The sequence below is a fragment of the Actinotalea subterranea genome (assembly GCF_008364845.1).
Classification (GTDB): domain Bacteria; phylum Actinomycetota; class Actinomycetes; order Actinomycetales; family Cellulomonadaceae; genus Actinotalea; species Actinotalea subterranea.
This window is the reverse complement of the sequence record NZ_VTTP01000004.1, coordinates 183,458-203,511: the sequence shown is the minus strand read 5'-3', so window position 1 is coordinate 203,511 and position 20,054 is coordinate 183,458. Positions and strand designations below refer to the sequence as shown.

19 protein-coding genes are annotated in these 20,054 nt (G+C 75.0%); 10 read left to right on the top strand and 9 right to left on the bottom strand.

Annotation, left to right across the window (positions count from 1 at the left end):
• Nucleotides 1-100 precede the first annotated feature (100 nt).
• Both FZ988_RS09600 and FZ988_RS18740 read right to left on the bottom strand, forming a co-directional pair.
• Complete coding sequence (locus tag FZ988_RS09600; RefSeq protein ID WP_149203796.1) at nt 101-604, bottom strand: hypothetical protein; 504 nt, start codon at nt 602-604, stop codon at nt 101-103.
• Between the two features lie 55 nt (nt 605-659).
• The gene (locus FZ988_RS18740; protein WP_223145084.1) at nt 660-2,537 is read right to left on the bottom strand and encodes a protein kinase domain-containing protein; all 1,878 of its coding nucleotides are present in this window, start codon (nt 2,535-2,537) and stop codon (nt 660-662) included.
• 142 nt (nt 2,538-2,679) lie between these two features.
• Between FZ988_RS18740 and FZ988_RS09590 the strand changes: the two genes are divergently transcribed.
• The 4 genes from FZ988_RS09590 (at nt 2,680) to FZ988_RS09575 (ending at nt 7,807) form a co-directional block, all read left to right on the top strand.
• Nucleotides 2,680-4,278 carry an alpha,alpha-trehalose-phosphate synthase (UDP-forming) gene (locus tag FZ988_RS09590; protein ID WP_149203795.1) on the top strand — a complete coding sequence of 533 codons (1,599 nt, stop codon included), beginning with the start codon at nt 2,680-2,682 and terminating at the stop codon, nt 4,276-4,278.
• Complete coding sequence (gene otsB / locus FZ988_RS09585; RefSeq protein ID WP_246169376.1) at nt 4,271-5,152, top strand: trehalose-phosphatase; 882 nt, start codon at nt 4,271-4,273, stop codon at nt 5,150-5,152. The genes FZ988_RS09590 and otsB overlap by 8 nt, the downstream gene beginning before the upstream one ends.
• A 211-nt stretch (nt 5,153-5,363) precedes the next feature.
• Nucleotides 5,364-6,491, top strand: coding sequence for an ABC transporter ATP-binding protein (locus FZ988_RS09580; RefSeq protein ID WP_149203793.1), 1,128 nt, complete (start codon nt 5,364-5,366; stop codon nt 6,489-6,491).
• Between the two features lie 74 nt (nt 6,492-6,565).
• Nucleotides 6,566-7,807 carry a DUF4032 domain-containing protein gene (locus tag FZ988_RS09575; RefSeq protein ID WP_149203792.1) on the top strand — a complete coding sequence of 414 codons (1,242 nt, stop codon included), beginning with the start codon at nt 6,566-6,568 and terminating at the stop codon, nt 7,805-7,807.
• A gap of 126 nt (nt 7,808-7,933) precedes the next feature.
• Here FZ988_RS09575 and rlmB read toward each other — a convergent pair whose 3' ends face one another.
• From rlmB to FZ988_RS09560, 3 genes are read right to left on the bottom strand one after another with little or no spacing between them, the layout of a single operon-like run.
• Nucleotides 7,934-9,016 carry a 23S rRNA (guanosine(2251)-2'-O)-methyltransferase RlmB gene (gene rlmB / locus FZ988_RS09570; protein ID WP_149203791.1) on the bottom strand — a complete coding sequence of 361 codons (1,083 nt, stop codon included), beginning with the start codon at nt 9,014-9,016 and terminating at the stop codon, nt 7,934-7,936.
• Nucleotides 9,016-10,485, bottom strand: coding sequence for a cysteine--tRNA ligase (gene cysS, locus FZ988_RS09565; protein ID WP_149203790.1), 1,470 nt, complete (start codon nt 10,483-10,485; stop codon nt 9,016-9,018). Before cysS ends, rlmB begins: the two co-directional genes overlap by 1 nt.
• Before the next feature lie 31 nt (nt 10,486-10,516).
• Nucleotides 10,517-11,734, bottom strand: coding sequence for an alanine racemase (locus FZ988_RS09560; RefSeq protein WP_149203789.1), 1,218 nt, complete (start codon nt 11,732-11,734; stop codon nt 10,517-10,519).
• Between the two features lie 45 nt (nt 11,735-11,779).
• Here FZ988_RS09560 and FZ988_RS09555 point away from each other — a divergent pair, with 45 nt between their 5' ends.
• A complete protein-coding gene (locus FZ988_RS09555) occupies nt 11,780-13,129 on the top strand; it encodes a D-arabinono-1,4-lactone oxidase (protein ID WP_149203788.1) in 1,350 nt (449 codons plus the stop codon).
• A 67-nt stretch (nt 13,130-13,196) separates the two neighbouring features.
• The gene (locus tag FZ988_RS09550; RefSeq protein ID WP_149203787.1) at nt 13,197-14,132 is read left to right on the top strand and encodes a quinone oxidoreductase family protein; all 936 of its coding nucleotides are present in this window, start codon (nt 13,197-13,199) and stop codon (nt 14,130-14,132) included.
• Here the strand turns inward: FZ988_RS09550 and FZ988_RS09545 are convergent.
• Nucleotides 14,122-15,048, bottom strand: a complete 927-nt coding sequence (locus FZ988_RS09545; protein ID WP_149203786.1) for a LysR family transcriptional regulator — start codon at nt 15,046-15,048, stop codon at nt 14,122-14,124. The genes FZ988_RS09550 and FZ988_RS09545 overlap by 11 nt on opposite strands.
• A gap of 72 nt (nt 15,049-15,120) precedes the next feature.
• Between FZ988_RS09545 and FZ988_RS09540 the strand changes: the two genes are divergently transcribed.
• Nucleotides 15,121-16,116 carry an EamA family transporter gene (locus FZ988_RS09540; protein ID WP_149203785.1) on the top strand — a complete coding sequence of 332 codons (996 nt, stop codon included), beginning with the start codon at nt 15,121-15,123 and terminating at the stop codon, nt 16,114-16,116.
• Here the strand turns inward: FZ988_RS09540 and ispF are convergent.
• Genes ispF through FZ988_RS09525 form a run of 3 tightly spaced genes read right to left on the bottom strand, consistent with a single transcriptional unit; the run spans nt 16,106 to nt 17,833 of the window.
• The gene (gene ispF / locus FZ988_RS09535; protein WP_149203784.1) at nt 16,106-16,621 is read right to left on the bottom strand and encodes a 2-C-methyl-D-erythritol 2,4-cyclodiphosphate synthase; all 516 of its coding nucleotides are present in this window, start codon (nt 16,619-16,621) and stop codon (nt 16,106-16,108) included. The two genes, FZ988_RS09540 and ispF, sit on opposite strands and share 11 nt — an antisense overlap.
• Nucleotides 16,618-17,319 carry a 2-C-methyl-D-erythritol 4-phosphate cytidylyltransferase gene (gene ispD, locus FZ988_RS09530; protein ID WP_149203783.1) on the bottom strand — a complete coding sequence of 234 codons (702 nt, stop codon included), beginning with the start codon at nt 17,317-17,319 and terminating at the stop codon, nt 16,618-16,620. The genes ispF and ispD overlap by 4 nt, the downstream gene beginning before the upstream one ends.
• Nucleotides 17,320-17,350: 31 nt before the next feature.
• Nucleotides 17,351-17,833, bottom strand: coding sequence for a CarD family transcriptional regulator (locus FZ988_RS09525; RefSeq protein ID WP_149203782.1), 483 nt, complete (start codon nt 17,831-17,833; stop codon nt 17,351-17,353).
• Between the two features lie 183 nt (nt 17,834-18,016).
• Here FZ988_RS09525 and FZ988_RS09520 point away from each other — a divergent pair, with 183 nt between their 5' ends.
• From FZ988_RS09520 to FZ988_RS09510, 3 genes are all read left to right on the top strand, one after another.
• Complete coding sequence (locus tag FZ988_RS09520; protein ID WP_149203781.1) at nt 18,017-18,520, top strand: hypothetical protein; 504 nt, start codon at nt 18,017-18,019, stop codon at nt 18,518-18,520.
• Nucleotides 18,521-18,620: 100 nt separating this feature from the next.
• Nucleotides 18,621-19,001: an ArsR/SmtB family transcription factor gene (locus tag FZ988_RS09515; protein WP_246169375.1), complete on the top strand. Its 381-nt coding sequence runs from the start codon at nt 18,621-18,623 to the stop codon at nt 18,999-19,001.
• Nucleotides 18,998-20,050: a permease gene (locus FZ988_RS09510; RefSeq protein ID WP_149203780.1), complete on the top strand. Its 1,053-nt coding sequence runs from the start codon at nt 18,998-19,000 to the stop codon at nt 20,048-20,050. The genes FZ988_RS09515 and FZ988_RS09510 overlap by 4 nt, the downstream gene beginning before the upstream one ends.
• Nucleotides 20,051-20,054 lie beyond the last annotated feature (4 nt).

Sequence of the window (20,054 nt, the reverse complement as noted above, 5' to 3'; positions counted from 1 at the left end):
CTCGGTGGGTGCTGGGGTCGCGTCGGTGGGCCGACGCGGCGGGGCCGACGACGTCGCCGTGCGGCTCGGCCACGAGGGACGAGCCGTACGACGCGAGGCGTCAGACCGGAAGGGCCACCGGCGGGCCGCGCCGGCGCAGGGACGTGGTGGTCAGCGCGCTGACGACCGCGTGGAACGACGCGACGGCGGGCGCGGAGCGCGGGGTCGCGGGCACGGTGGCGGGGGCCACGACCCGCGGGCCGACGTGACGCAGGGCGTCGGCCGCCCCGCGGAGCACCCGTGCGAGCAGGGCGAGGAGCGCGACGCCGACGCCGAGCCCTCCCAGGTGCGCGAGGAGGACGGGCAGGGCGACCATCGCGACGACGCCCATGACCTGGCGGCCGTCACCGCCGATCGCGAGCGCACCGGTGGGGCAGTCCCCGTCGACGCGCAGCAGCGCGAGGCGCAGGCCGAGCCAGCCTGCGGCGCCGTCGGCGGCGACGCACTGGTGGACCATGACCGCGCCGCCACGGACGAGCACGGCGAACGCCGCGAGGACACCGCCGAGCGCTGCCCCGAGGGTCGCCGAGAGCACCCAGCGGGGGCTCCACGGCCGGCGGCTCATGCGCGCAACGATACGCGGGCGCCCGCCGGGCGGGACAGGGACCTGCGAGCGGACGTCAGCGCAGCTCGGGCGGGCCCGGGAGGGGCCACCACACGACGTCCTGGCCGACGACCACGAGCGTCACGAGCGCCGCGGCCGCCGCGAGCGCGAGGATCGTCAGGGTCGCCGCACCGGGCAGCCCCGGCGCGAGGGCCCCGAGGGTCCAGCGCGCACCGAGGCGCGTGCTGCGGCTCATGGGCCCGAACCACAGCATGAGGAGCCCGACGGTGACCGCGAGCGCGAGCAGCGCGGGTGGAACCCACGCGGCGTTGCGCGCGAGCTCCCCGGCCGTGCTGCCCGGCTCCGGGGCGGCCACGAGCACGTGGCCCGAGTCGACGAGCCACCAGCCGACGCCCGCGACGACCACCACGGTGCTCGCGGCCACGAGGGCCGCCGGCACCACGCCGACGAGCGCGCGCAGCAGGTACCAGGGCCACCCGACGACGGCGCCGACCGTCCCGGCTCGTGACGTGCCGCGGCGGGCCCGGCGGGCGTGCAGAGCGGCCACGTCGAGCCCGACCGAGCGGACGAGCACCGCGAGGACGAGCGCGACGAGCAGGGCGATGCCGGGACGGGTCGCGCCCGCCGCTGCGAGCAGCAGGCCGAGCGCCAGCACGGTCCCCGTCCTGCGGGGCGGCTCCGGCTCGACGACGTCCTCGACCTCGTCGTCGTCGGGCGCGCCGTCGTCGTACGGGTCGTCGTCGTGGGCGTCGGGGTACGGGTCGCCGCGCCGGTCGTCGCCGTCCCCCGGCAGGACGCCTGCGCCGTACGCGGGGACCACCTGCGTCGCGTCGGGGGGCGGCGGGGGAGGAGGCCGCTGGGGTGGTGCGGGCGGGGGCGGCGCCGTCGCGAGCACGCACGTGCGGCCGTCCGAGCCGACCAGCTGGGTCTCCGTGAGGTCGTCCCCGTAGGCGTCGTCCCCGTAGGCGTCGTCGTCGTACTCGTCGTCGGGCAGGTCGTCGTCGGGCAGGTCGTCGCCGGGCAGGTCGTCGTCCGCGAGGCCGGGTGCGGCGCCGGCCGTGAGCACCCGCGTCCCGACGTCGTCCGCGGACGCGGCGGCCGCCTCGGCGTCGTCGAGGTCGGGCTCACCGCCCGCGCTCCGGCGCAGCTCGGCGACCACGGCCTCGGGCGTCGCGCGCCGGGACGCCTCGGTGCGCAGCGCCGCGCGCAGCGCCGCCGCGGTCCGGGGCGCCACGCCGTCGAGGTCGGGTTCGCCCGCGCGCGCCCGGGCGAGCACCGCCTGAAGCGGTCGGGTACCGAACGGCGGCCGGCCCGTCGCCGCGAACGCGAGGAGCGCGGCCCAGCCCCACCAGTCGCCGTCCTGCGACGGCTCGGCGCCCTCGAGCAGCTCGGGAGAGAGGTAGCCGGGCGTCCCGACGACGAGGCCGGTCGACGTGACGCGCGCGTCGTCGACCGCCTGCGCGATGCCGAAGTCGATGAGCACCGGGCCGCGCGGCGTGACCATGACGTTGCCCGGGGTGAGGTCGCGGTGCAGCACACCCGCCTCGTGGACGACGGCGAGTGCCGCGCGGAGCCGCTCGGCCACGTCGGCGAGCTCGACGGGCGGCAGCGGCCCGCGGAGCCGGATGCGCGCGCCCAGGTCCTCGCCGTCCACGAGCTCGGTCACCACGAAGGCCTCGGTCGACTCGATCTCGGCGTCGACCACCCGCGCGACCCCGGGATGACGCACGCGCTGCAGGTGCGCGACCTCGCGCCGCAGGCGTTCGCGCGCGTCGGCGTCGGCCGCGAGGTGCGGGTGCAGCAGCTTGAGCGCCACGACGGTGCCCTCGCCGTCGACCGCACGGTAGACGGCGCCCATCCCGCCCTGACCGAGCGGGCCCAGGACCTGGTACCCGCCGATCTCCGTGCCCGGGGCGACGCCGATGCGCTCCATGCCGACACGCTAGCCCGGGGGGCCGCTCGGCCCGGCCAGGCGCGCGCGGGCCGCACGCCGCGCCGGGCGGCCCGCACCGCTGCACCGAGCGGGCCGGGCCGGGCGCCGATAGCCTCGACCACAGACCCGAGGAGCTGAGGTAGTGACTAGGACGCAGTACCAGCTGGTCGTCGTGGCCAACCGACTTCCCGTGGACGTCACCGTCGAGGAGGACGGCAGCCCGAGCTGGCGCCGCTCCCCCGGCGGCCTCGTCTCCGCGCTCGAGCCCGTCATGCAGGCGGCCGACGGGGCGTGGGTCGGCTGGAGCGGCTCCGCCGACGTCGACGTCGAGCCGTTCGACGGCGACGGCATGCACCTGGTCCCCGTGACGCTCACGGCCCAGGAGGTCGCGGACTACTACGAGGGCTTCTCGAACGACACGCTCTGGCCGCTGAGCCACGACGTCATCAGCCCGCCCGAGTTCCACCGCCACTGGTGGGACGCGTACCGGCGCGTGAACCGACGGTTCGCGGAGGCCGCCGCCGAGCAGGCCGCGCAGGGCGCGACCGTCTGGGTGCACGACTACCAGCTCCAGCTCGTCCCGGCGATCCTCCGGGAGCTGCGACCCGACCTGCGGATCGGCTACTTCCACCACATCCCGTTCCCGCCGCTCGAGATCTTCGCGCAGCTCCCCTGGCGCCGACAGGTCGTCGAGGGGCTCCTCGGGGCCGACCTCGTGGGCTTCCAGCGCGGTGGCGACGCCGCGAACTTCGTGCGCGTGGTGCGCCGCATGACGGACCTGCCGACGCGCGGCCAGTTCGTGACCGTCGGCGACCGGCTCGTGCGGGCCGCGGCCTTCCCCATCTCGATCGACTCGGCCCGGTTCGACGCGCTCGCCCGGAGCGAGTCCGTGCGGGCGCGCGCCCTCGAGATCCGCGCCGACCTGGGCGACCCCAAGGTGCTGCTCCTGGGCGTCGACCGCCTCGACTACACCAAGGGGATCCGGCACCGCATCAAGGCGTACGGCGAGCTCCTCGCCGAGCACCGCCTCGACGTGCCGGACGCGGCGCTGGTCCAGGTCGCGAGCCCGAGCCGCGAGAACGTCGAGGCGTACCAGCAGCTCCGAGAGGAGGTCGAGACCCTCGTCGGGCGCATCAACGGGGAGCACGGGAAGATCGGCTCCGCAGCGATCTACTACCTGCACCACTCGTACCCGCCCGAGGAGATGGCCGCGCTCTACCTCGCGGCCGACGTCATGCTCGTGACGTCGCTGCGCGACGGCATGAACCTGGTCGCGAAGGAGTTCGTCGCGGCGTGCGTCGACGAGCGCGGGGTGCTCGTGCTCAGCGAGTTCACGGGCGCCGCCGACGAGCTCGCGGGCTCGATCCTCGTCAACCCGCACGACATCGACGGCCTCAAGGACGCGATCGAGCGCGCCGCGCGCATGGAGCCGAGGGAGATGCGCCGCCGGATGCGCAAGCTGCGCCGGCGGGTGCTCGACGACGACGTGACCAAGTGGTCGCAGCGGTTCCTGACGACGCTGGGCAGCGCGCACGAGCCCGACGCCCCCCACGAGCCGACCGGCCTGCGCCACGCGCACCAGCCCGCCCAGTCGGGCCCGCGCGACGCCGTGCGCCGGGCGGCGCACGACGAGCACCCGGACCTGGGTGAGGACGCCGGTGAGGACGCCGGGCCGTACCCGGCCGGCGAGGGGACGCATGACGACGTGGCCGCGCTCGAGTCGGGGACGCGCAGTGTCTGACGGCGACGCGCGCCGCGAGCAGGCCGACGTCGCGCCCGGCCCGGCACCGGACGTGAGCCGCGGGGCAGGCGCGACGGACGGCGCGACGCCCGCAGCGGACCTCGCATCCGCCCTCCGCTCGTTCGCGGACGAGGCGCGCGCGGGCGGCCCGGTGCTCGTCGCGCTCGACTTCGACGGTGTGCTCGCCCCCCTGCGGGACGACCCCGACGAGAGCCGTGCGCTGCCCGAGGCCGTCGCGGCGCTCGACCGCCTCGGCTCGGCCGACGGCGTCGTCCTCGCCCTGGTGAGCGGGCGGGCGATCGACGACCTCGCCGTGCGCGCCGAGGTGCCCGACGGCACCTGGCTCGTCGGCAGCCACGGGGCGGAGCGCGGCCGGTGGGTCTCCGGACGCCTCGAGCGCTCCGACCTCGCGCTCGACGCACCGACGGCCGCGCTGCACGCGGAGCTCACCGAGGTGCTCGTCGAGGCCGTCGCCGGCTCCACGGCGCGGGTCGAGCACAAGCCTGCCTCCGTCGTGCTCCACACGCGCACCGCGGCGCCCCACGACGCCGAGCGCCTGACGGCGCTCGCGCTGGACCTCGGCGGACGGCCGGGGGTCGACGCGATGCGGGGCAAGGACGTCGTCGAGCTCGCGGTGCTGCACGTGAGCAAGGGCGAGGCACTCGCGACGCTGCGCGGCGAGCTGGGCGTGGGCACGGTGCTCTACGCGGGCGACGACGTGACCGACGAGCGGGCCTTCCGCACGCTGCGCCCTGCTGACGTGACGGTGAAGGTGGGCCCGGGCGAGACCGCTGCCCGGCTGCGCGTCGCCGACCCGAGCGCCGTCGCGGGCGCCCTCGCGCACCTGGCCGACCTCCTGGCGCCAGGCGCCTGACACCTCGCGCCGGCCGGCACAAGGGACCTTGGGGGACGCGGACCGGACCGCCCGATGTGGCAGGATGAGCCCGTCGCACGGGTGACCTGGACCACAGTCGGTCTCCGACGGGGCCTCAGGCCTCCCGTGTCGGTGTCGCAGACGACACCATGACACTCCCATTCACGACGGATCGTCCGGCACGTACCTGCCGGTGAAGGGATCTTGCATCATGGCAACGGTCACGTTCGACAAGGCAACTCGGATCTACCCCGGCACGGAGCGCCCCGCGGTCGACGCGCTCGACCTGCACGTCGAGGACGGCGAGTTCCTCGTCCTCGTCGGCCCCTCCGGCTGCGGCAAGTCGACCTCCCTGCGCATGCTCGCGGGCCTTGAGGACGTCAACGCGGGCCGCATCCTCATCGGCGACCGGGACGTGACCGACGTCCAGCCGAAGGACCGCGACATCGCGATGGTCTTCCAGAACTACGCGCTGTACCCCCACATGTCCGTCGCGGACAACATGGGCTTCGCGCTCAAGATCGCCGGCACGCCCAAGGCGGACATCCGCAAGCGGGTCGAGGAGGCGGCGAAGATCCTCGACCTCACCGAGTACCTCGACCGCAAGCCGAAGGCCCTCTCGGGTGGCCAGCGTCAGCGTGTCGCGATGGGCCGCGCGATCGTCCGTCAGCCGCAGGTGTTCCTCATGGACGAGCCGCTGTCGAACCTCGACGCCAAGCTCCGCGTCCAGACGCGCACGCAGATCGCCTCGCTCCAGCGCCGCCTCGGCGTCACGACGGTCTACGTCACGCACGACCAGACCGAGGCCCTCACCATGGGTGACCGCATCGCGGTCCTCAAGGACGGCCTCCTGCAGCAGGTCGGCACCCCGCGCGAGATGTACGACACCCCGAGCAACGTCTTCGTCGCCGGCTTCATCGGCTCCCCGGCCATGAACATCGGCACGTTCCAGCTCGTCGAGGGTGGTGCGCAGCTCGGCCAGACGCGCATCCCGCTCGAGCGCAGCGTCATCTCCGCGGTCTCGCCGGAGGACAAGGGCCAGATCACGATCGGCTTCCGGCCCGAGGCGCTCGACGTCGTGACCCAGGCCAACGAGGGTGCGATCCCCGTCAAGGTCCTCCTCGTCGAGGAGCTCGGCTCCGACGCGTTCGTGTACGGCGAGCTCGCCGGTGCGGGCGCCGCGGCCAAGGAGATCCACTCGGGCGCCGGCGACGCGCAGATCATCGTGCGCGTCGACCCGCGGTCCGTCCCGATGAAGGGTGACACCCTCTGGGTCGCCATCCGCCCGGGCGAGCGCCACGTGTTCTCGTCCGCGACCGGCAGCCGGATCGACGTCTGACCGACCCGGACCACCAGCACCGCGGAGGGCGGGACGGCACACGCCGTCCCGCCCTCCGCGTCGAAGGAGCACGCATGGCGCAGTCCCTGCAGATCACGGCGGCGGCGCCCGACCCTGCCCTGCTCGACCTCCCCTGGCACATCCCGCTCGAGGACTGGCCGTCCGAGAACCTCGCGGCCCTGCCCCGCGGCATCTCGCGGCACGTCGTCCGGTTCGTCAAGCTGTCGGGCCGCGTCATCGCGGTCAAGGAGATCGGCGAGACCGTCGCCTACCGCGAGTACGAGCTGCTGCGTGCCCTGAGCCGCCTCGACGTGCCGAGCGTCGAGCCCGTCGGGGTCATCACGGGGCGAAGCACGCCCGACGGTGAGCGGCTCGAGGCCGTGCTCATCACCAAGCACCTGCAGTTCTCGCTCCCGTACCGCGCGCTCTTCAGCCAGACCCTCCAGCCGGACACGACCGGGCGCCTCATCGACGCGCTCGCCGTGCTGCTCGTGCGTCTGCACCTCACGGGCTTCTACTGGGGCGACGTGTCCCTGTCCAACACCCTGTTCCGGCGCGACGCCGAGACGTTCGCCGCGTACCTCGTGGACGCCGAGACGGGCGACCTCCACCAGCGGCTCAGCGACGGGCAGCGCGGGTACGACCTCGAGGTCGCGCGCGTCAACATCATCGGCGAGCTCATGGACCTCGAGGCGGGCGAGCTGCTCGAGACCGGGGTCGACACCGTCGAGGTCGGCGCTCGCCTCGTCGAGCGGTACGAGGAGCTCTGGGCGACCCTCACCGACGCGGAGTCGTTCGGCTCGGCCGAGCGGTGGCGCGTGGCCGCGCGCATCGAGCGCCTCAACGAGCTGGGCTTCGACGTCGGCGAGCTCGACATCACCACCGACGTCGACGGCACGACCGTCCAGATCCAGCCCAAGGTCGTCGACGCCGGCCACCACTCGCGCCGGCTCATGCGCCTCACCGGCCTCGACGTCGAGGAGAACCAGGCCCGCCGCCTGCTGAACGACCTCGACGCCTACCGGGCCGCGACCGACCGCCAGGGCGAGGACGAGGAGTTCGCGGCCCACGACTGGCTGACCACCGTCTTCGAGCCCGCCGTCCGGACCGTGCCACGCGAGCTGCGCGGCAAGCTCGAGCCCGCGCAGATGTTCCACGAGATGCTCGACCACCGCTGGTACATCTCGAGCGAGCAGGGCCGGGACGTGCCCATGGCCGAGGCCGTGACGAGCTACATCGAGAACGTGCTCCGGCACCGGCCCGACGAGAAGGCCGTGCTCGGCGTCGACACGGCGATCATCCCGCAGGTCGAGTAGGCGCCCGGTCGCGGGCGCGCCCGACCGTCACGCGGGTCGAACCCGACCGTCACGTGGACCCCACCCGACCCGCGCGGTCCACCGGGCGGTCACGCGCAGGCGCGACCGCCGGGCGGACCGGCGTGGTCAGGCCTGCCGACGCAGCCGGGCCACCTCGTAGAGGCTGATGCCCGCCGCGACCCCGGCGTTGAGCGACTCGACCGCGCTGCCGATCGGGATCGACGCGACGACGTCGCACGTCTCGCGGACCAGGCGCCCCAGGCCCTTGCCCTCGGAGCCGACCACGAGCACGACCGGGTCGACGGCGAGCTGGAGGTCCGCCACCTCGATCGTCCCGCCGGCGTCGAGCCCCACGATGAAGCAGCCCGCCTGACGCAGCTCGCCGAGGGCGCGCACGAGGTTCGTCACCCGGGCGACGGGCACCCGGGCGGCCGCGCCCGCGGACACCTTCCACGCCGACGCCGTCACGCCCGCGGCACGCCGCTCCGGCACGACGACGCCGTGGGCGCCGAAGGCACCGGCCGACCGCAGAACGGCACCCAGGTTGCGCGGGTCCGTCACGCCGTCGAGGGCGACGAGGAGCGCCGGCTGACCCGCCCGGCTCGCGCGGGACAGGAGCGCGTCGAGGTCCGAGTAGGGGTACGGCGGGACCTGGATCGCGACGCCCTGGTGGACGAGGCCGTCGGTCAGGCGGTCGAGCTCCGGCTTGGTGACCTCGAGCAGCGGGAGGCCCCGGTCGGACGCGATCTTGAGGATCTCGCGGACCCGCTCGTCCGCGTCGATGCGATGACCGACCCACACCCCGGCGCACGGGACGCCCGCACGGAGCGCCTCGACGACCGAGTTGCGGCCCGCGACGATCTCCGCGCCACCCGTCGCCGCCTTGGGGCCGCGCCCACCCGCGGGACGACCGCCGGTGGGACGACCGCCGGTGGGACGACCCGTCGGTGTCGCGGAAGCGGCACGCGCGCTGCCGGCCCCGCCCCGCTCGGTGGCGGGCGCCGCACCCCGGCCGCGCCCCTTGGCCGCGTCGAGACGCTCGGCAGCCGCCTTGCGCTTGGCTGCCACGTGGTAGGGACGGTCCTCCGCCTTGGGCGTCGGGCCCCGGCCCTCGAGCGCGCGGCGGCCCTTGCCACCCGTGCCGACGGTCGCGCCCTTCTTCGAACCGGTCTTGCGTGTCGCGCCGCGGCGCTGTGAGTTGCCTGCCATCAGATCTCCTCGTCCTGGGCGAGTGACCAGCGGGCACCCGTCGGTGAGTCCTCCACGACGACGCCGGCGGCGGCGAGGCGGTTACGCACGGCGTCGGCCGTCGCCCAGTCCTTGGCGGCGCGCGCCTGCGCGCGGACGTCGAGCTCCGCACGCACGAGCGCGTCGAGCGCCCCCTCGGCCCGGGAACCGGTCTCCGCCGTCTCCCACCGGGCCGGGTCGAGCCCCAGGACGTCGAGCATGCCGCGGACCGCGACCAGCTCGGCGCGGACGTCGACCGGGTCGCCGCCCGCGAGCGCGGTGTTGCCGCGGCGCACGTGCTCGTGCACGACGGCGAGCGCCGCGGGCACGTTGAGGTCGTCGTCCATCGCGGTGACGAAGTCGGCCGGGAGCGGCGCGACCTCCACCTCGGCGTCGGGCACCGCACCCACGAGGTCGACCGCGCGGGCCACGAACCCGGCGAGCCGGTTCCAGGTCGCCTCCGCCTCGTGCAGCGTCTCGGGCGTGTACTCGAGCATCGAGCGGTAGTGGACGGCCGTGAGGGCGTGGCGCAGCACGACCGGGCGCGTGGTCTCGAGGATCGCGCCCACCATGAGCGAGTTGCCGAGCGACTTGCTCATCTTCGCGCCGCCCTGCGTGACCCACGCGCTGTGCATCCACAGGCGCGCGAACCCCTGGCCGGCGGCCCTGGACTGGGCCTGCTCGTTCTCGTGGTGAGGGAAGCGCAGGTCGAGGCCGCCGCCATGGATGTCGAACGTGTCGCCGAGGTAGCGGTGTGCCATCGCCGAGCACTCGAGGTGCCAGCCGGGGCGACCCCGGCCGTAGGGCGTGGGCCAGGAGGCCGTGGCGGGGTCGGTGGGCTTGACGCCCTTCCAGAGCGCGAAGTCGCGCGGGTCGCGCTTGAGACCGGCGCCGTCACCGGCCGACGCGTCGTCGGTCCCGTCGGTGCCCGTCGTCGGCAGGTCGTCGGCGGCCGGGGGGAGGTCCTCGGGCCGCTGGTTGGTCAGGGCGCCGTACTCGGGGTAGGAGCGCACGTCGAACCAGACGTCGCCCTCGCCAGTGACGTACGCGTGGCCCGACTCCACGAGCTGCGCCATGAGCTCGACCATCTCGGTCACGTGGCCCGTCGCGCGCGGCTCGTACGTCGGGGGCAGGACGCCGAGCGCGTCGTACGCCGCCGTGAACTCGCGCTCGTGCCGCTGCGCCCAGGCCCACCACGGCACGCCCGCCTCCGCGGACCTCGCGAGGATCTTGTCGTCGATGTCCGTGACGTTCCGCACGAGCGTCACGGCGTACCCGCTGCGCCGCAGCCACCGCACGAGCACGTCGAACGCGACGGCCATGCGCATGTGGCCGATGTGCGGCGAACCCTGGACGGTCGCACCGCACACGTAGATGCCGACCTCGTCGTCACGCAGGGGGACGAACGCGCGCAGGTCGCGCGTGGCGGAGTCGAACAGGTGCAGGCTCACCGCGCAAGGGTACCGGCGCCCGCCCGCACGCTCAGCCGAAGGCGAGGCCCAGGCCGCGGTACGTCGGGACCGCCTCGACCGCGGCCTCCTGCGCACCCTGGTCCCCGCCGACGAGGAGCACCTCGCCGAACCGCTCCATGACCTCGCCCGCCTTGGCGTGCCGCAGCCACACACGGTCCCCGATGGAGAGCGCGTCCGCGGCGCGGCCGTGCAGCGGCGTCTGCACCTCGCCCGCACCCTCCGAGCGGCTCAGGTGCAGCCCGGGCGGGAGCACCGGCCGCGGCGAGCGTGCGCGGCCGGGCGGGCCGGACGCGATGAACCCTCCGCTGAAGACCGTGACGACGCCCGGCGCGGGCCGGCGCACGACGTCGAGGCCGATGAACGCGGCGGGCCGCAGCGGCGTCGTCCCGCGACCGGGGCGGTACCCGTCGAAGAGGGTCGGGGCCAGGAGGCCCGAGCCGGCCGTGAGCTCGGTGACGGCCTGGTCCTGCGCCGTCGCCTCGAGGGAGCCGGTGCCTCCGCCGTTGACGAGCGCGAGGGGGTGGCCCAGCCGTTCCTCGACGGCTGCGACGACCGCGCGACGCCGTACGCCCAGCTCCGCGAGCGACACGCGCTTGACCGCGCGGACGGCGGGCGAGGAGTCGGGCAGGCCCGCGACCTGCGCCTCGTAGAACATGAGCCCACGCACGTGCACGCCGCCGCCGTCCTGCGCGCGCCCCGCGAGCGCGGCGACGTCGTGCGGCGTACGCAGGGGCGAGCGTCGCACCCCGAGGTGGGCGCGCCGCCGCGCGGGCAGGCCCGGCCCGAGGCGCAGGGACGCGTCGACGTCGAGGCAGACCTGCACGCGCGTGCTCGCCCCGCCCTCGGCCGCGACGGCCTGCCGCACGAGCCGGAGCTGGTCCTCGTCGTCGACCATGACGGTGACCGCGGCCAGCGCACGCGGGTCACGCACCAGCTCGGCGAGCGCGCCGGCGTCGACCGACGGGTACCCGACGAGCACGTCCGGGGCGCCGCGCGCGGCCCACCACAGCGCCTCACGCAGCGAGTACGTCATGAGGCTGGCGAAGCCGCCTGCGAGCGCGCGGTCCACGAGGCCGGGGACGCGCACGGACTTGGTCGCGAGGCGCACGGGCTTGCCGCCCGCACGGCGCAGCAGCTCGGCGCAGTTGTGGTCGAACGCCGCGAGGTCGACGGCGACGCAGGGTGCGGGGCGCCCCGCGGTCGCGGCCAGCCGTGCCTGGAGGTCCATCCGCCCATCTTGACGGCCGGGTGCGCTCCCCCGATAGTCGCCGTCATGACCCGGCGTGCAGCGCAGTGGCACAACTGGGCCCGCACGGTGACGGCCGACGCACGCCGCTACCTGCGGGCCCGTGACGAGGACGACGTCGTGCGGGTGGTGCGCGCGGCCGCACGGGCCGGTGAGCGGGTACGGGCCGTGGGCGGCGGGCACTCGTTCACCCCCGTCGCCGTGACCGACGGGACGCTCCTGAACCTCGACCCCCTGTGCCGCGTCGAGACGGTCGCCCGCCGGCCCGACGGCGGCGCGGACGTCACGGTCGGTGCCGGGATCCGGCTGCGGGCGCTCAACCGGGAGCTCGCCGCGCGGGGCCTCGCGCTCGAGAACCTCGGGGACATCGACCGGCAGTCGATCGCGGGAGCGATCTCGACCGGGACGCACGGGACGGGTGCGCGGCTGGGCGGGCTGCCGACGCAGGTCGTGGGCGTGCGCGTGGTCCGCGCCGACGGCTCGGTCGTGGACGCCGACGCGACGCACGAGCCCGAGCTCTTCCAGGCGGCCCGGCTCGGCCTCGGCTGCGTCGGGGTGCTCGTCGCCGTGACGCTGCGCACCGTGCCGGCGTTCACGTTGAGGGCCCGCGAGGAGACGTGGGAGCTGACCGCGGCCCTGGACCAGCTCGACGGGCCCGACGGCTGGGTCGAGCGCACCGACCACGTCGACCTGTACTGGTTCCCGTTCACGCGGCGCGCGCTCGTCAAGCGGAACGACCGGGTGCCGGCCGGCACCGGGCCGTCCCTGGGACGGCTCCGGGGATGGGTCGAGGACGAGCTCGTGTCGAACGCCGCCCTCGGCCTGACGAGCCGGCTCACGGCCGCCGCGCCCGGCACCGTCCGCGCGGTCAACGCGGTCGCCGCGCGGGCGCTCGCGGACCGGACGTACTGCGCGCCGTCGGCGGACGTGTTCGTCTCACCCCGGCGCGTGGTGTTCCGGGAGATGGAGTACGCGGTGCCGCGCGCGGAGCTGCGCCCCGTGCTCGAGGAGATCGACGCGTGGCTGGCCCGCACGCGCGAGCCCGTGCACTTCCCGCTCGAGGTGCGGTTCGCCGCGGCGGACGACGTGTGGCTCTCGACCGCCCACGACCGCGACTCCGCGTACATCGCGGTCCACCAGTACCACCGCCTCCCGCACGAGAGGTACTTCGACGCCGTCGAGGCCATCGTGCGCAGCGTCGACGGTCGCCCGCACTGGGGCAAGCTGCACGGCCTCGACGCGGCACGGATCGGCGAGCTCTACCCGCGTCTGCCGGACTTCGGCGCCGTCCGCCGCGCCGTGGACCCCGAGGGTGTCTTCGCGAACGCCTACACCGACCGCGTGCTCGGCCCGGTCGGAGCGGTCACCCCGGGCTGAGCGGTCGGCGGCGTACCCGTCCCCGCCGACCCTGGACCTTCCCGCCGGGCCGGGACATGATCGGGGTATGGCTCGCGCGGTGGTGGCAACGGCGTACGGCGACCCGGGGGTCCTGGCCCTCGTGGACGTGAGGAACGGGAGCCCCGGCCCGGGGCAGGTGCTGCTGGAGGTGCGGGCCGCGGGGGTCAACCCGTCGGACTGGAAGAGCTACTCGGGGGCGTGGGGCACCGACCCGGGCAAGCTCCCCCTGCGGCTCGGTCACGAGGCGTCCGGCGTGGTGCTGGCCGTCGGGCCGGACGTGGAGGGCGTCGAGCCGGGCGACGAGGTCATCGCGTACCCCGTCACGGGCGCCTACGCCGACCGCGTGCTGGTCCGCGCGACGTCGCTCCTGCCCAAGCCGGCCGGCCTGAGCTGGGAGAAGGCGGCGGGGCTGATGGTCGCCGGTGTCACGGCAGCGCACACCCTCGAGGCGACGCGCGTCGGCGCCGGTGACACGGTCCTCGTGCACGGGGCGAGCGGCGGCGTCGGGGCCATGGTGGTCCAGCTCGCCCACGCCAAGGGCGCGCGGGTCATCGGCACGGCGGGCCCCGTGAACCACGAGTACGTCTCCGACCTGCACGCGGTGCCCGTGGCCTACGGGCCCGGCCTCGCGGACCGGGTGCGTGCGGCCGCCCCCGGGGGCGTGTCGGCCGCGATCGACACCGCGGGGACCGACGAGGCCCTCGACACGTCCGCGACGCTGGTCACGGACCGCCACCGGATCGCGACGATCGCCGGCTTCCGGCGGGGCGCCCAGCTCGGCGTGCACCTGCTCGGCGGGGGCGAGGGGGCCGACCCGGGCAAGGACGTGCGGATGAAGGCTCGGGCGGCCCTCGTCAGGCACTGGGAGAACGGCCACCTCGACGTGCGCGTCGGGGCGACCTACCACCTGGCCGACGTCGCGCGCGCGCACCGGGCGGGGATCGACGGCAAGGTCCAGGGAAAGATCATCCTCAAGCCCTGACGTCGCCACCGGCCCGGCCACCGATGGCTGCGGCCTCGGCCCGCAGGTGCTCGAGCACGTGCCGCACGACGAGGCGCTGCGCACGGTCGGGCCGCAGGAGCGCCTCGACCTGGCGGCCCGCCCGGACGCCCGCGAGCGGCACGAGGCTGAACCGGGCGCCGTCGCGGTGGTCGGCCGTGTGCCGCGGCAGCAGCGAGATGCCGTGCCCGGCGGCGACGAGAGCCTCGACGACGTGGAAGTCGTTGATGCGCTGGACCACGCGGGCCGGGGCCCCGCCCAGGAGCGCGACCTCGTCGAGCACGGCGGCGACGGGGAAGCCCTCGCGCACGGCGATCCAGGGCTCGTCGACCAGGTCACGCGGTGACACGCTCGCGCGCCCCGCGAGGCGGTGCCCGGGCGGGAGCGCGACGTCGAGCGGCTCGCGCAGCAGCGGGACGACGTCGACCGCGCTCCCCCACGGCTGCTCGCCGTCGGGCCGGTGCGCCACGACCACGTCGAAGTCGACCGTCAGCGCCGGGAAGTCGCGCTGGGCGACGTCCTCGTCGGAAGCCTCGACGCGGATCCCGCCGGCGTCGGACACCCGGCGCAGCAGGCCGGGGAGCAGCATCTGCGCGCCGCTCTGGAACGCGGCGACCCGCACGGTCCCCTCGGGCCTGGCGAGGTAGCGCTCGCACGCGGACTCGGCCCGGCGCAGGGCGACGGCGACGTCGACCGCGACGTCCGCGAGCTCGGCGCCGGCGGGCGTCAGGCGCACGCCACGACCGACACGCTCGGTCATGGGGACGCCCGCCTGCCGTCCGAGCACCTTGAGCTGCTGCGAGACGGCGGAGGGCGTGATCCGCAGCGCGTGGGCGGCGGCCGTGACGCCGCCGCGGTCCCGGACGGCCCGCAGCGTCTCGAGGTGGATCGGGTCCATGAAGGGATGCTAAAGGAACGGTCCAGGAAGATTCGCTGGTGCTGCACGGCCGGGGCTGACCAGACTCCCCCCATGACGCCGCGTGACCGCCTCCTCGCCTGCCTCGTCGCCGTGCTCTGGGGCGTCAACTTCACGGCCATCCACGCGTCCCTCGCGCACTTCCCGCCGTTCTTCCTCGTCGCCCTGCGGTTCGCCCTGATCGCGGTCCCGACCGTCCTGCTCGTCCCGCGCCCCGCAGTGCCGGTGCGCTGGCTCCTCGGCTACGGCCTGGGCTTCGGTGTGCTCCAGTTCGCGTTCCTCTACCTCGCGATGGACCTGGGCATGCCGGCGGGGCTCAGCTCCCTCGTGCTCCAGGCGTCGGCCCCGTTCACGGTGCTGCTCGCCGCCGTCCTGCTCCGCGAGCGCCTCTCGCCGCGCACGGCGGCCGGGGCGGGGCTGGCCGTCGTCGGGCTCGCGGGCATCGCGGTCCACCGCGGGCACCTCGGCGGGGACGCCGCGCTGGTCCCCGTGCTCCTGACCCTCCTCGGGGCCCTGGGCTGGGCGCTCGGCAACCTCAGCTCGCGGCTGGCGGCGCCCGACAGCCCCCTGCGCCTCACGCTCTGGATGTCCGTGGTGCCGCCGCTGCCGATGCTGGCGCTCGCGCTCGTCCTGGACGGCCCCGAGCGCATCGCGACGTCGCTGACGACGCTCGGCGCGTCGACGGGCGCCCCGGCTCTGCTGGGCCTCGCCTACACGGTCGTGGTGGCGACGGTCGTCGGCTCGGGTCTGTGGACGACGCTCATGAAGCGCTACCCGTCGAGCACCGTCGCACCGTTCTCGATGCTGGTCCCCGTCGCGGGCCTCGCGACGTCGTGGCTCGCGCTGGGCGAGCGGGTGCCCCTCGCGGAGCTCGGGCTGGGCGTCGTGGTGGTCGCCGGCGTGCTCGTGGCGTCCGCGCGCCCGCGTCCGCGCGCGGGCCTCGCGACGGCGCCCGACCCGACGGGGGTGCCGGGCCCAGCGGCGCTGCCCGACCCGGTGGGAGCCGGGCGGACCGGTGGGACCCGGGCGGCGCGCAGCCTCAGCGGGTGACGACGAGGGCCGTGGCGATCGCGGCGACGCCCTCGCCACGGCCGGTGAGGCCGAGCCCGTCGGTCGTGGTGGCCGAGAGCGAGACGGGCGCGCCGCACGCCTCGGTGAGCGCCGCCTGCGCCTCGGCGCGTCGCGCGCCGATCCGTGGGCGCACGCCGATCACCTGGACGGCCACGTTGCCGATCGCGAACCCGGCCGCACGTACCCGGCGCGCCGCCTCGGCGAGCAGGGATGCGCCCGAGGCTCCCGCCCACGCCGGCTCCGCCGTGCCGAAGTTCGAGCCGAGGTCGCCGAGGCCGGCCGCGGACAGCAGGGCGTCGGCGGCGGCGTGGGCGGCGACGTCCGCGTCGGAGTGCCCGACGAGCCCCTCCTCCCCCGGCCAGAGGAGGCCGGCGAGCCACATGGGCCTGCCCGACCCGGGTGGCGCGAACGCGTGCACGTCCACCCCGATGCCGGTCCGCGGCAGCGGGACACCGCCCGCGGTGGCTGAGTGGCTCGTCGTCATGCGTCCTCCTTGACCAGGGTCCGCGCGACGGCGAGGTCGCGCGCCGTGGTGATCTTGAACGCCTCGTCGGCTCCGTCGACCGTGGCGACGGGCTCGCCGAGGGCTGCGCAGAGCGACGCGTCGTCGGTTGCTGCCTGGCGCTCGTCGTGGGCGCGGTCCGCGGCGGCACGGTGGGCCCTGTCGAGCAGCGCCCGGTCGAAGCCCTGCGGTGTCTGCACGGCACGCAGCGTGGTGCGGTCGACGGTGCGGACGCCGTCGGGCCCCACCTCGACGAGGGTGTCGGTGACGGCGACGGTCGGCACGACGGCACGGTGGCCGGCGCGGACGGCCGCGACGACGCGCGCGACCATCGCGGGGGGCGTGAGGCACCGCGCCGCGTCGTGCACCAGGACCACGTCGACGTCGGCGGGGAGCTCGCGCAGCCCGGCGGCGACGGACGCCTGCCTGCTCGCGCCGCCGACCACGAGGGTCACGGGCACGTCGGGCTCGAGCTCGCCAGCCGTCAGGGCCGCGGCGAAGGCACCCTGGTGCTCCGCCGGGACGGTGACGACAAGGAGGTCGACGACGCCGGAGGCGAGGAGCCCCCGCGCGGCTCGCACGACGACCGTGGCGCCGCCGAGGTCGACGAGCGCCTTGGGGAGCTCGTGCCCCAGCCTGCTGCCGCTGCCCGCGGCAGTCAGGACGGCGGCGACGCGCACGGGTGTGCCGTTGCTGGACGAACGGCGCAGGTCAGGAGGCCAGGACCTCGTCGAGGATGGCCTCGGCCTTCTCCTCCTCGGTGTGCTCGGCGAGTGCGAGCTCCGAGACGAGGATCTGGCGCGCCTTGGCGAGCATGCGCTTCTCGCCCGCGGACAGGCCGCGGTCGGCGTCCCGGCGGGAGAGGTCACGCACGACCTCGGCGACCTTGATGACGTCGCCCGACGCGAGCTTCTCGAGGTTCGCCTTGTAGCGACGCGACCAGTTGGTCGGCTCCTCGGTGTACGGCGCGCGCAGCACGTCGAAGACCTTCTCGAGCCCGTCCTGCCCGACGACGTCACGGACCCCGACCAGGTCGACGTTCTCGGCGGGGACCTCGATGGTCAGGTCGCCCTGGGCGACCTTGAGCTTGAGGTACAGCTTGTCCTCGCCGCGGATGGTCCGGGTCTTGATCTCCTCGATCAGTGCTGCGCCGTGGTGCGGATAGACAACGGTCTCGCCTACGGTGAAGGTCATGTGGAGGCGTCCCCTTTCGCGGATGCCCATCTTACCATGCCTTTTGCCTGCACCGACGGCCGACCAGGACCGTTTGCCCAGGTCAGGGGCGCACGCGAGGGTGAACCCCCGGCCGAGCACTAGTCTGGGCCTCGATCCGCTGCCGTCCTCGTGCCCCTCCTCGCCGCGTCCCAGGAGCTCCCCGTGACCAGTCGTCGTCGCCCCGTCCCCGCCCGCGCCGCGATGCGCACCGGCCTCGTCGTCGGCCTGGGCCTGGTGCTCGGCGCGGGCCTGAGCGCGTGCTCGGCGACGAACACCATCACCACGGACCGCTCCTACCAGGCGTCCGACGGCGTGGGCGTGGACCTGGGTGACGTGACGGCCACCAACCTGATCGTCCTGGCCGCCGAGGAGGGTGCGCCCGGGACCATGCTCGGGGCCGTCAGCAACGCGGGCTCGTCGGACGCCGAGCTCACCTTCACGACGCCCGACGGCGGCACGCCCGTGAGCATCGACGTGCCCGCCGGCGAGACGGTCGTCCTCGGGCCGGACGACGAGGCGGTGGACCTCGAGGAGGTCCCCGTCGCACCCGGCGCGTACCTGGAGGTCTCCGTCTCGACCGACCAGGGCGGCACGTCGTCCGTGCGCGTCCCGGTGCTCGACGGCGCCCTGCCCGAGTACGCCGACCTGGTGCCCGACGCGGGCTGAGGCTCCGGCAGGCCGCGAGCCCCGGGGGGCACGAAGGTCCCGTCCCAGGGCGCGCCAAAAGTCGTACGTTTCAAGCGTGGCTGAATCAACGAGCGTTGAGGTGACACCCCGCACCGAGGTCTCGGAGCGCCCCGCGGAGCTGGCCGACGCGATCGCGGCGACGGCCGCACCTGCACGCGGCACGAGCCCCGACGCCGCAGAGGCAGGCGCGCGCGACGACGCGCTGACGGTGCTCCAGGCCCTGGCGGACCCGGTCCGCTGGACCGTCCTGGACGCGCTCGCCGAGCAGCCGCGCTGCGTCTGCGACATCCAGGAACGCGTGCCGGTCGCGGGCAACCTGCTGAGCTACCACCTCAAGGTCCTGCGCGACTGCGGCCTGGTGACCACGAGCCGCCGCGGCCGCTGGGTCGACTACTCGCTCGCCCCCGACGCCCGCGGGCGCATGGTCGCGTCCCTCCCCGGAGCCGGCGGCACCCCATGACCCTCGTCGAACGCCTCCGGCCCACGACGCCCGTCCTGCGGGTTGCGGCGCTCGTCGGCGCCGCGGCCGTGTGGTTCGCGGCCTACGAGCTCAACCGTCCGCTCTGGGACGCAGTCGTCTTCGACCTCGCCGGGCAGGACCCCGAGAGCCGCCTCGGCTCCGGCATCCACTTCTTCCTCTACGACACCGTGAAGATCGTCCTGCTGCTCGCGGGCATCATCTTCGTGGTCACGGTGCTCCGCTCGTTCATGAGCGTCGAGCGCACCCGCGCGCTCCTCGGGGGCCGTCGCGAGGGCGTCGGCAACGTGCTCGCGGCCGCGCTCGGCGTCATCACACCGTTCTGCTCGTGCAGCGCGGTGCCCGCGTTCATCGGCTTCTTGGCCACCGGCGTGCCGGTGGGCGTGACCATGAGCTTCCTCGTGGCGAGCCCGCTGATCAACGAGGTGGCCATCGCGCTCCTGCTCGGCCTCTTCGGCGTCGGGCCCACCCTCCTGTACGTCGGTGCAGGCCTCGTCATCGCCATCGTCTCGGGCCTCGTGCTGGGCCGGATCCGCGCCGAGCGCTGGATCGAGCCGTTCGTCTTCGAGACGCGGCTCGGCGGTCAGCTCATCGACTCGACGGTGCGGCTCACCTGGGACCAGCGCATCCAGATGGGCGTCGAGGAGGTCGGCACGATCCTGCGCCGCATCTGGCCGTACCTGCTCGTCGGCATCGGGCTCGGCGCCGTGATCCACGGCTGGGCACCCGAGGACTTCTTCGCGACGTACGCCGGGCCGGGCAACCCCGCCGGGGTGCTCGTCGCGGTCCTCATCGGGGTCCCGCTCTACTCCAACGCGGCAGGTGTGCTCCCGCTCGTCGAGGCGTTGCACGACAAGGGCCTGCCCATGGGGACGCTGCTCGCGTTCATGATGGCCGTCGTCGCGCTGAGCCTGCCCGAGATCATCCTGCTGCGCCGCGTGCTGCGGCCCCCGCTCATCGCCGCCTTCGTGGGCGTCGTCGCCCTCGGCATCATCGCCGTGGGCTACCTGTTCAACCTCGTGCTCGGCTGAGAGG

Excerpts from the sequence above, each read along its gene's own strand:
- FZ988_RS09575 (WP_149203792.1), top strand. The coding sequence starts at position 6,566 with ATGGCGCAGTCCCTGCAGATCACGGCGGCGGCGCCCGACCCTGCCCTG.
- FZ988_RS09560 (WP_149203789.1), bottom strand. The coding sequence starts at position 11,734 with ATGGACCTCCAGGCACGGCTGGCCGCGACCGCGGGGCGCCCCGCACCC.
- FZ988_RS09580 (WP_149203793.1), top strand. The coding sequence starts at position 5,364 with ATGGCAACGGTCACGTTCGACAAGGCAACTCGGATCTACCCCGGCACG.
- FZ988_RS09540 (WP_149203785.1), top strand. The coding sequence starts at position 15,121 with ATGACGCCGCGTGACCGCCTCCTCGCCTGCCTCGTCGCCGTGCTCTGG.
- rlmB (WP_149203791.1), bottom strand. The coding sequence starts at position 9,016 with ATGGCAGGCAACTCACAGCGCCGCGGCGCGACACGCAAGACCGGTTCG.
- FZ988_RS09510 (WP_149203780.1), top strand. The coding sequence starts at position 18,998 with ATGACCCTCGTCGAACGCCTCCGGCCCACGACGCCCGTCCTGCGGGTT.
- FZ988_RS09600 (WP_149203796.1), bottom strand. The coding sequence starts at position 604 with ATGAGCCGCCGGCCGTGGAGCCCCCGCTGGGTGCTCTCGGCGACCCTC.
- FZ988_RS09550 (WP_149203787.1), top strand. The coding sequence starts at position 13,197 with ATGGCTCGCGCGGTGGTGGCAACGGCGTACGGCGACCCGGGGGTCCTG.
- FZ988_RS09545 (WP_149203786.1), bottom strand. The coding sequence starts at position 15,048 with ATGGACCCGATCCACCTCGAGACGCTGCGGGCCGTCCGGGACCGCGGC.
- FZ988_RS09525 (WP_149203782.1), bottom strand. The coding sequence starts at position 17,833 with ATGACCTTCACCGTAGGCGAGACCGTTGTCTATCCGCACCACGGCGCA.
- FZ988_RS09555 (WP_149203788.1), top strand. The coding sequence starts at position 11,780 with ATGACCCGGCGTGCAGCGCAGTGGCACAACTGGGCCCGCACGGTGACG.
- ispF (WP_149203784.1), bottom strand. The coding sequence starts at position 16,621 with ATGACGACGAGCCACTCAGCCACCGCGGGCGGTGTCCCGCTGCCGCGG.
- FZ988_RS18740 (WP_223145084.1), bottom strand. The coding sequence starts at position 2,537 with ATGGAGCGCATCGGCGTCGCCCCGGGCACGGAGATCGGCGGGTACCAG.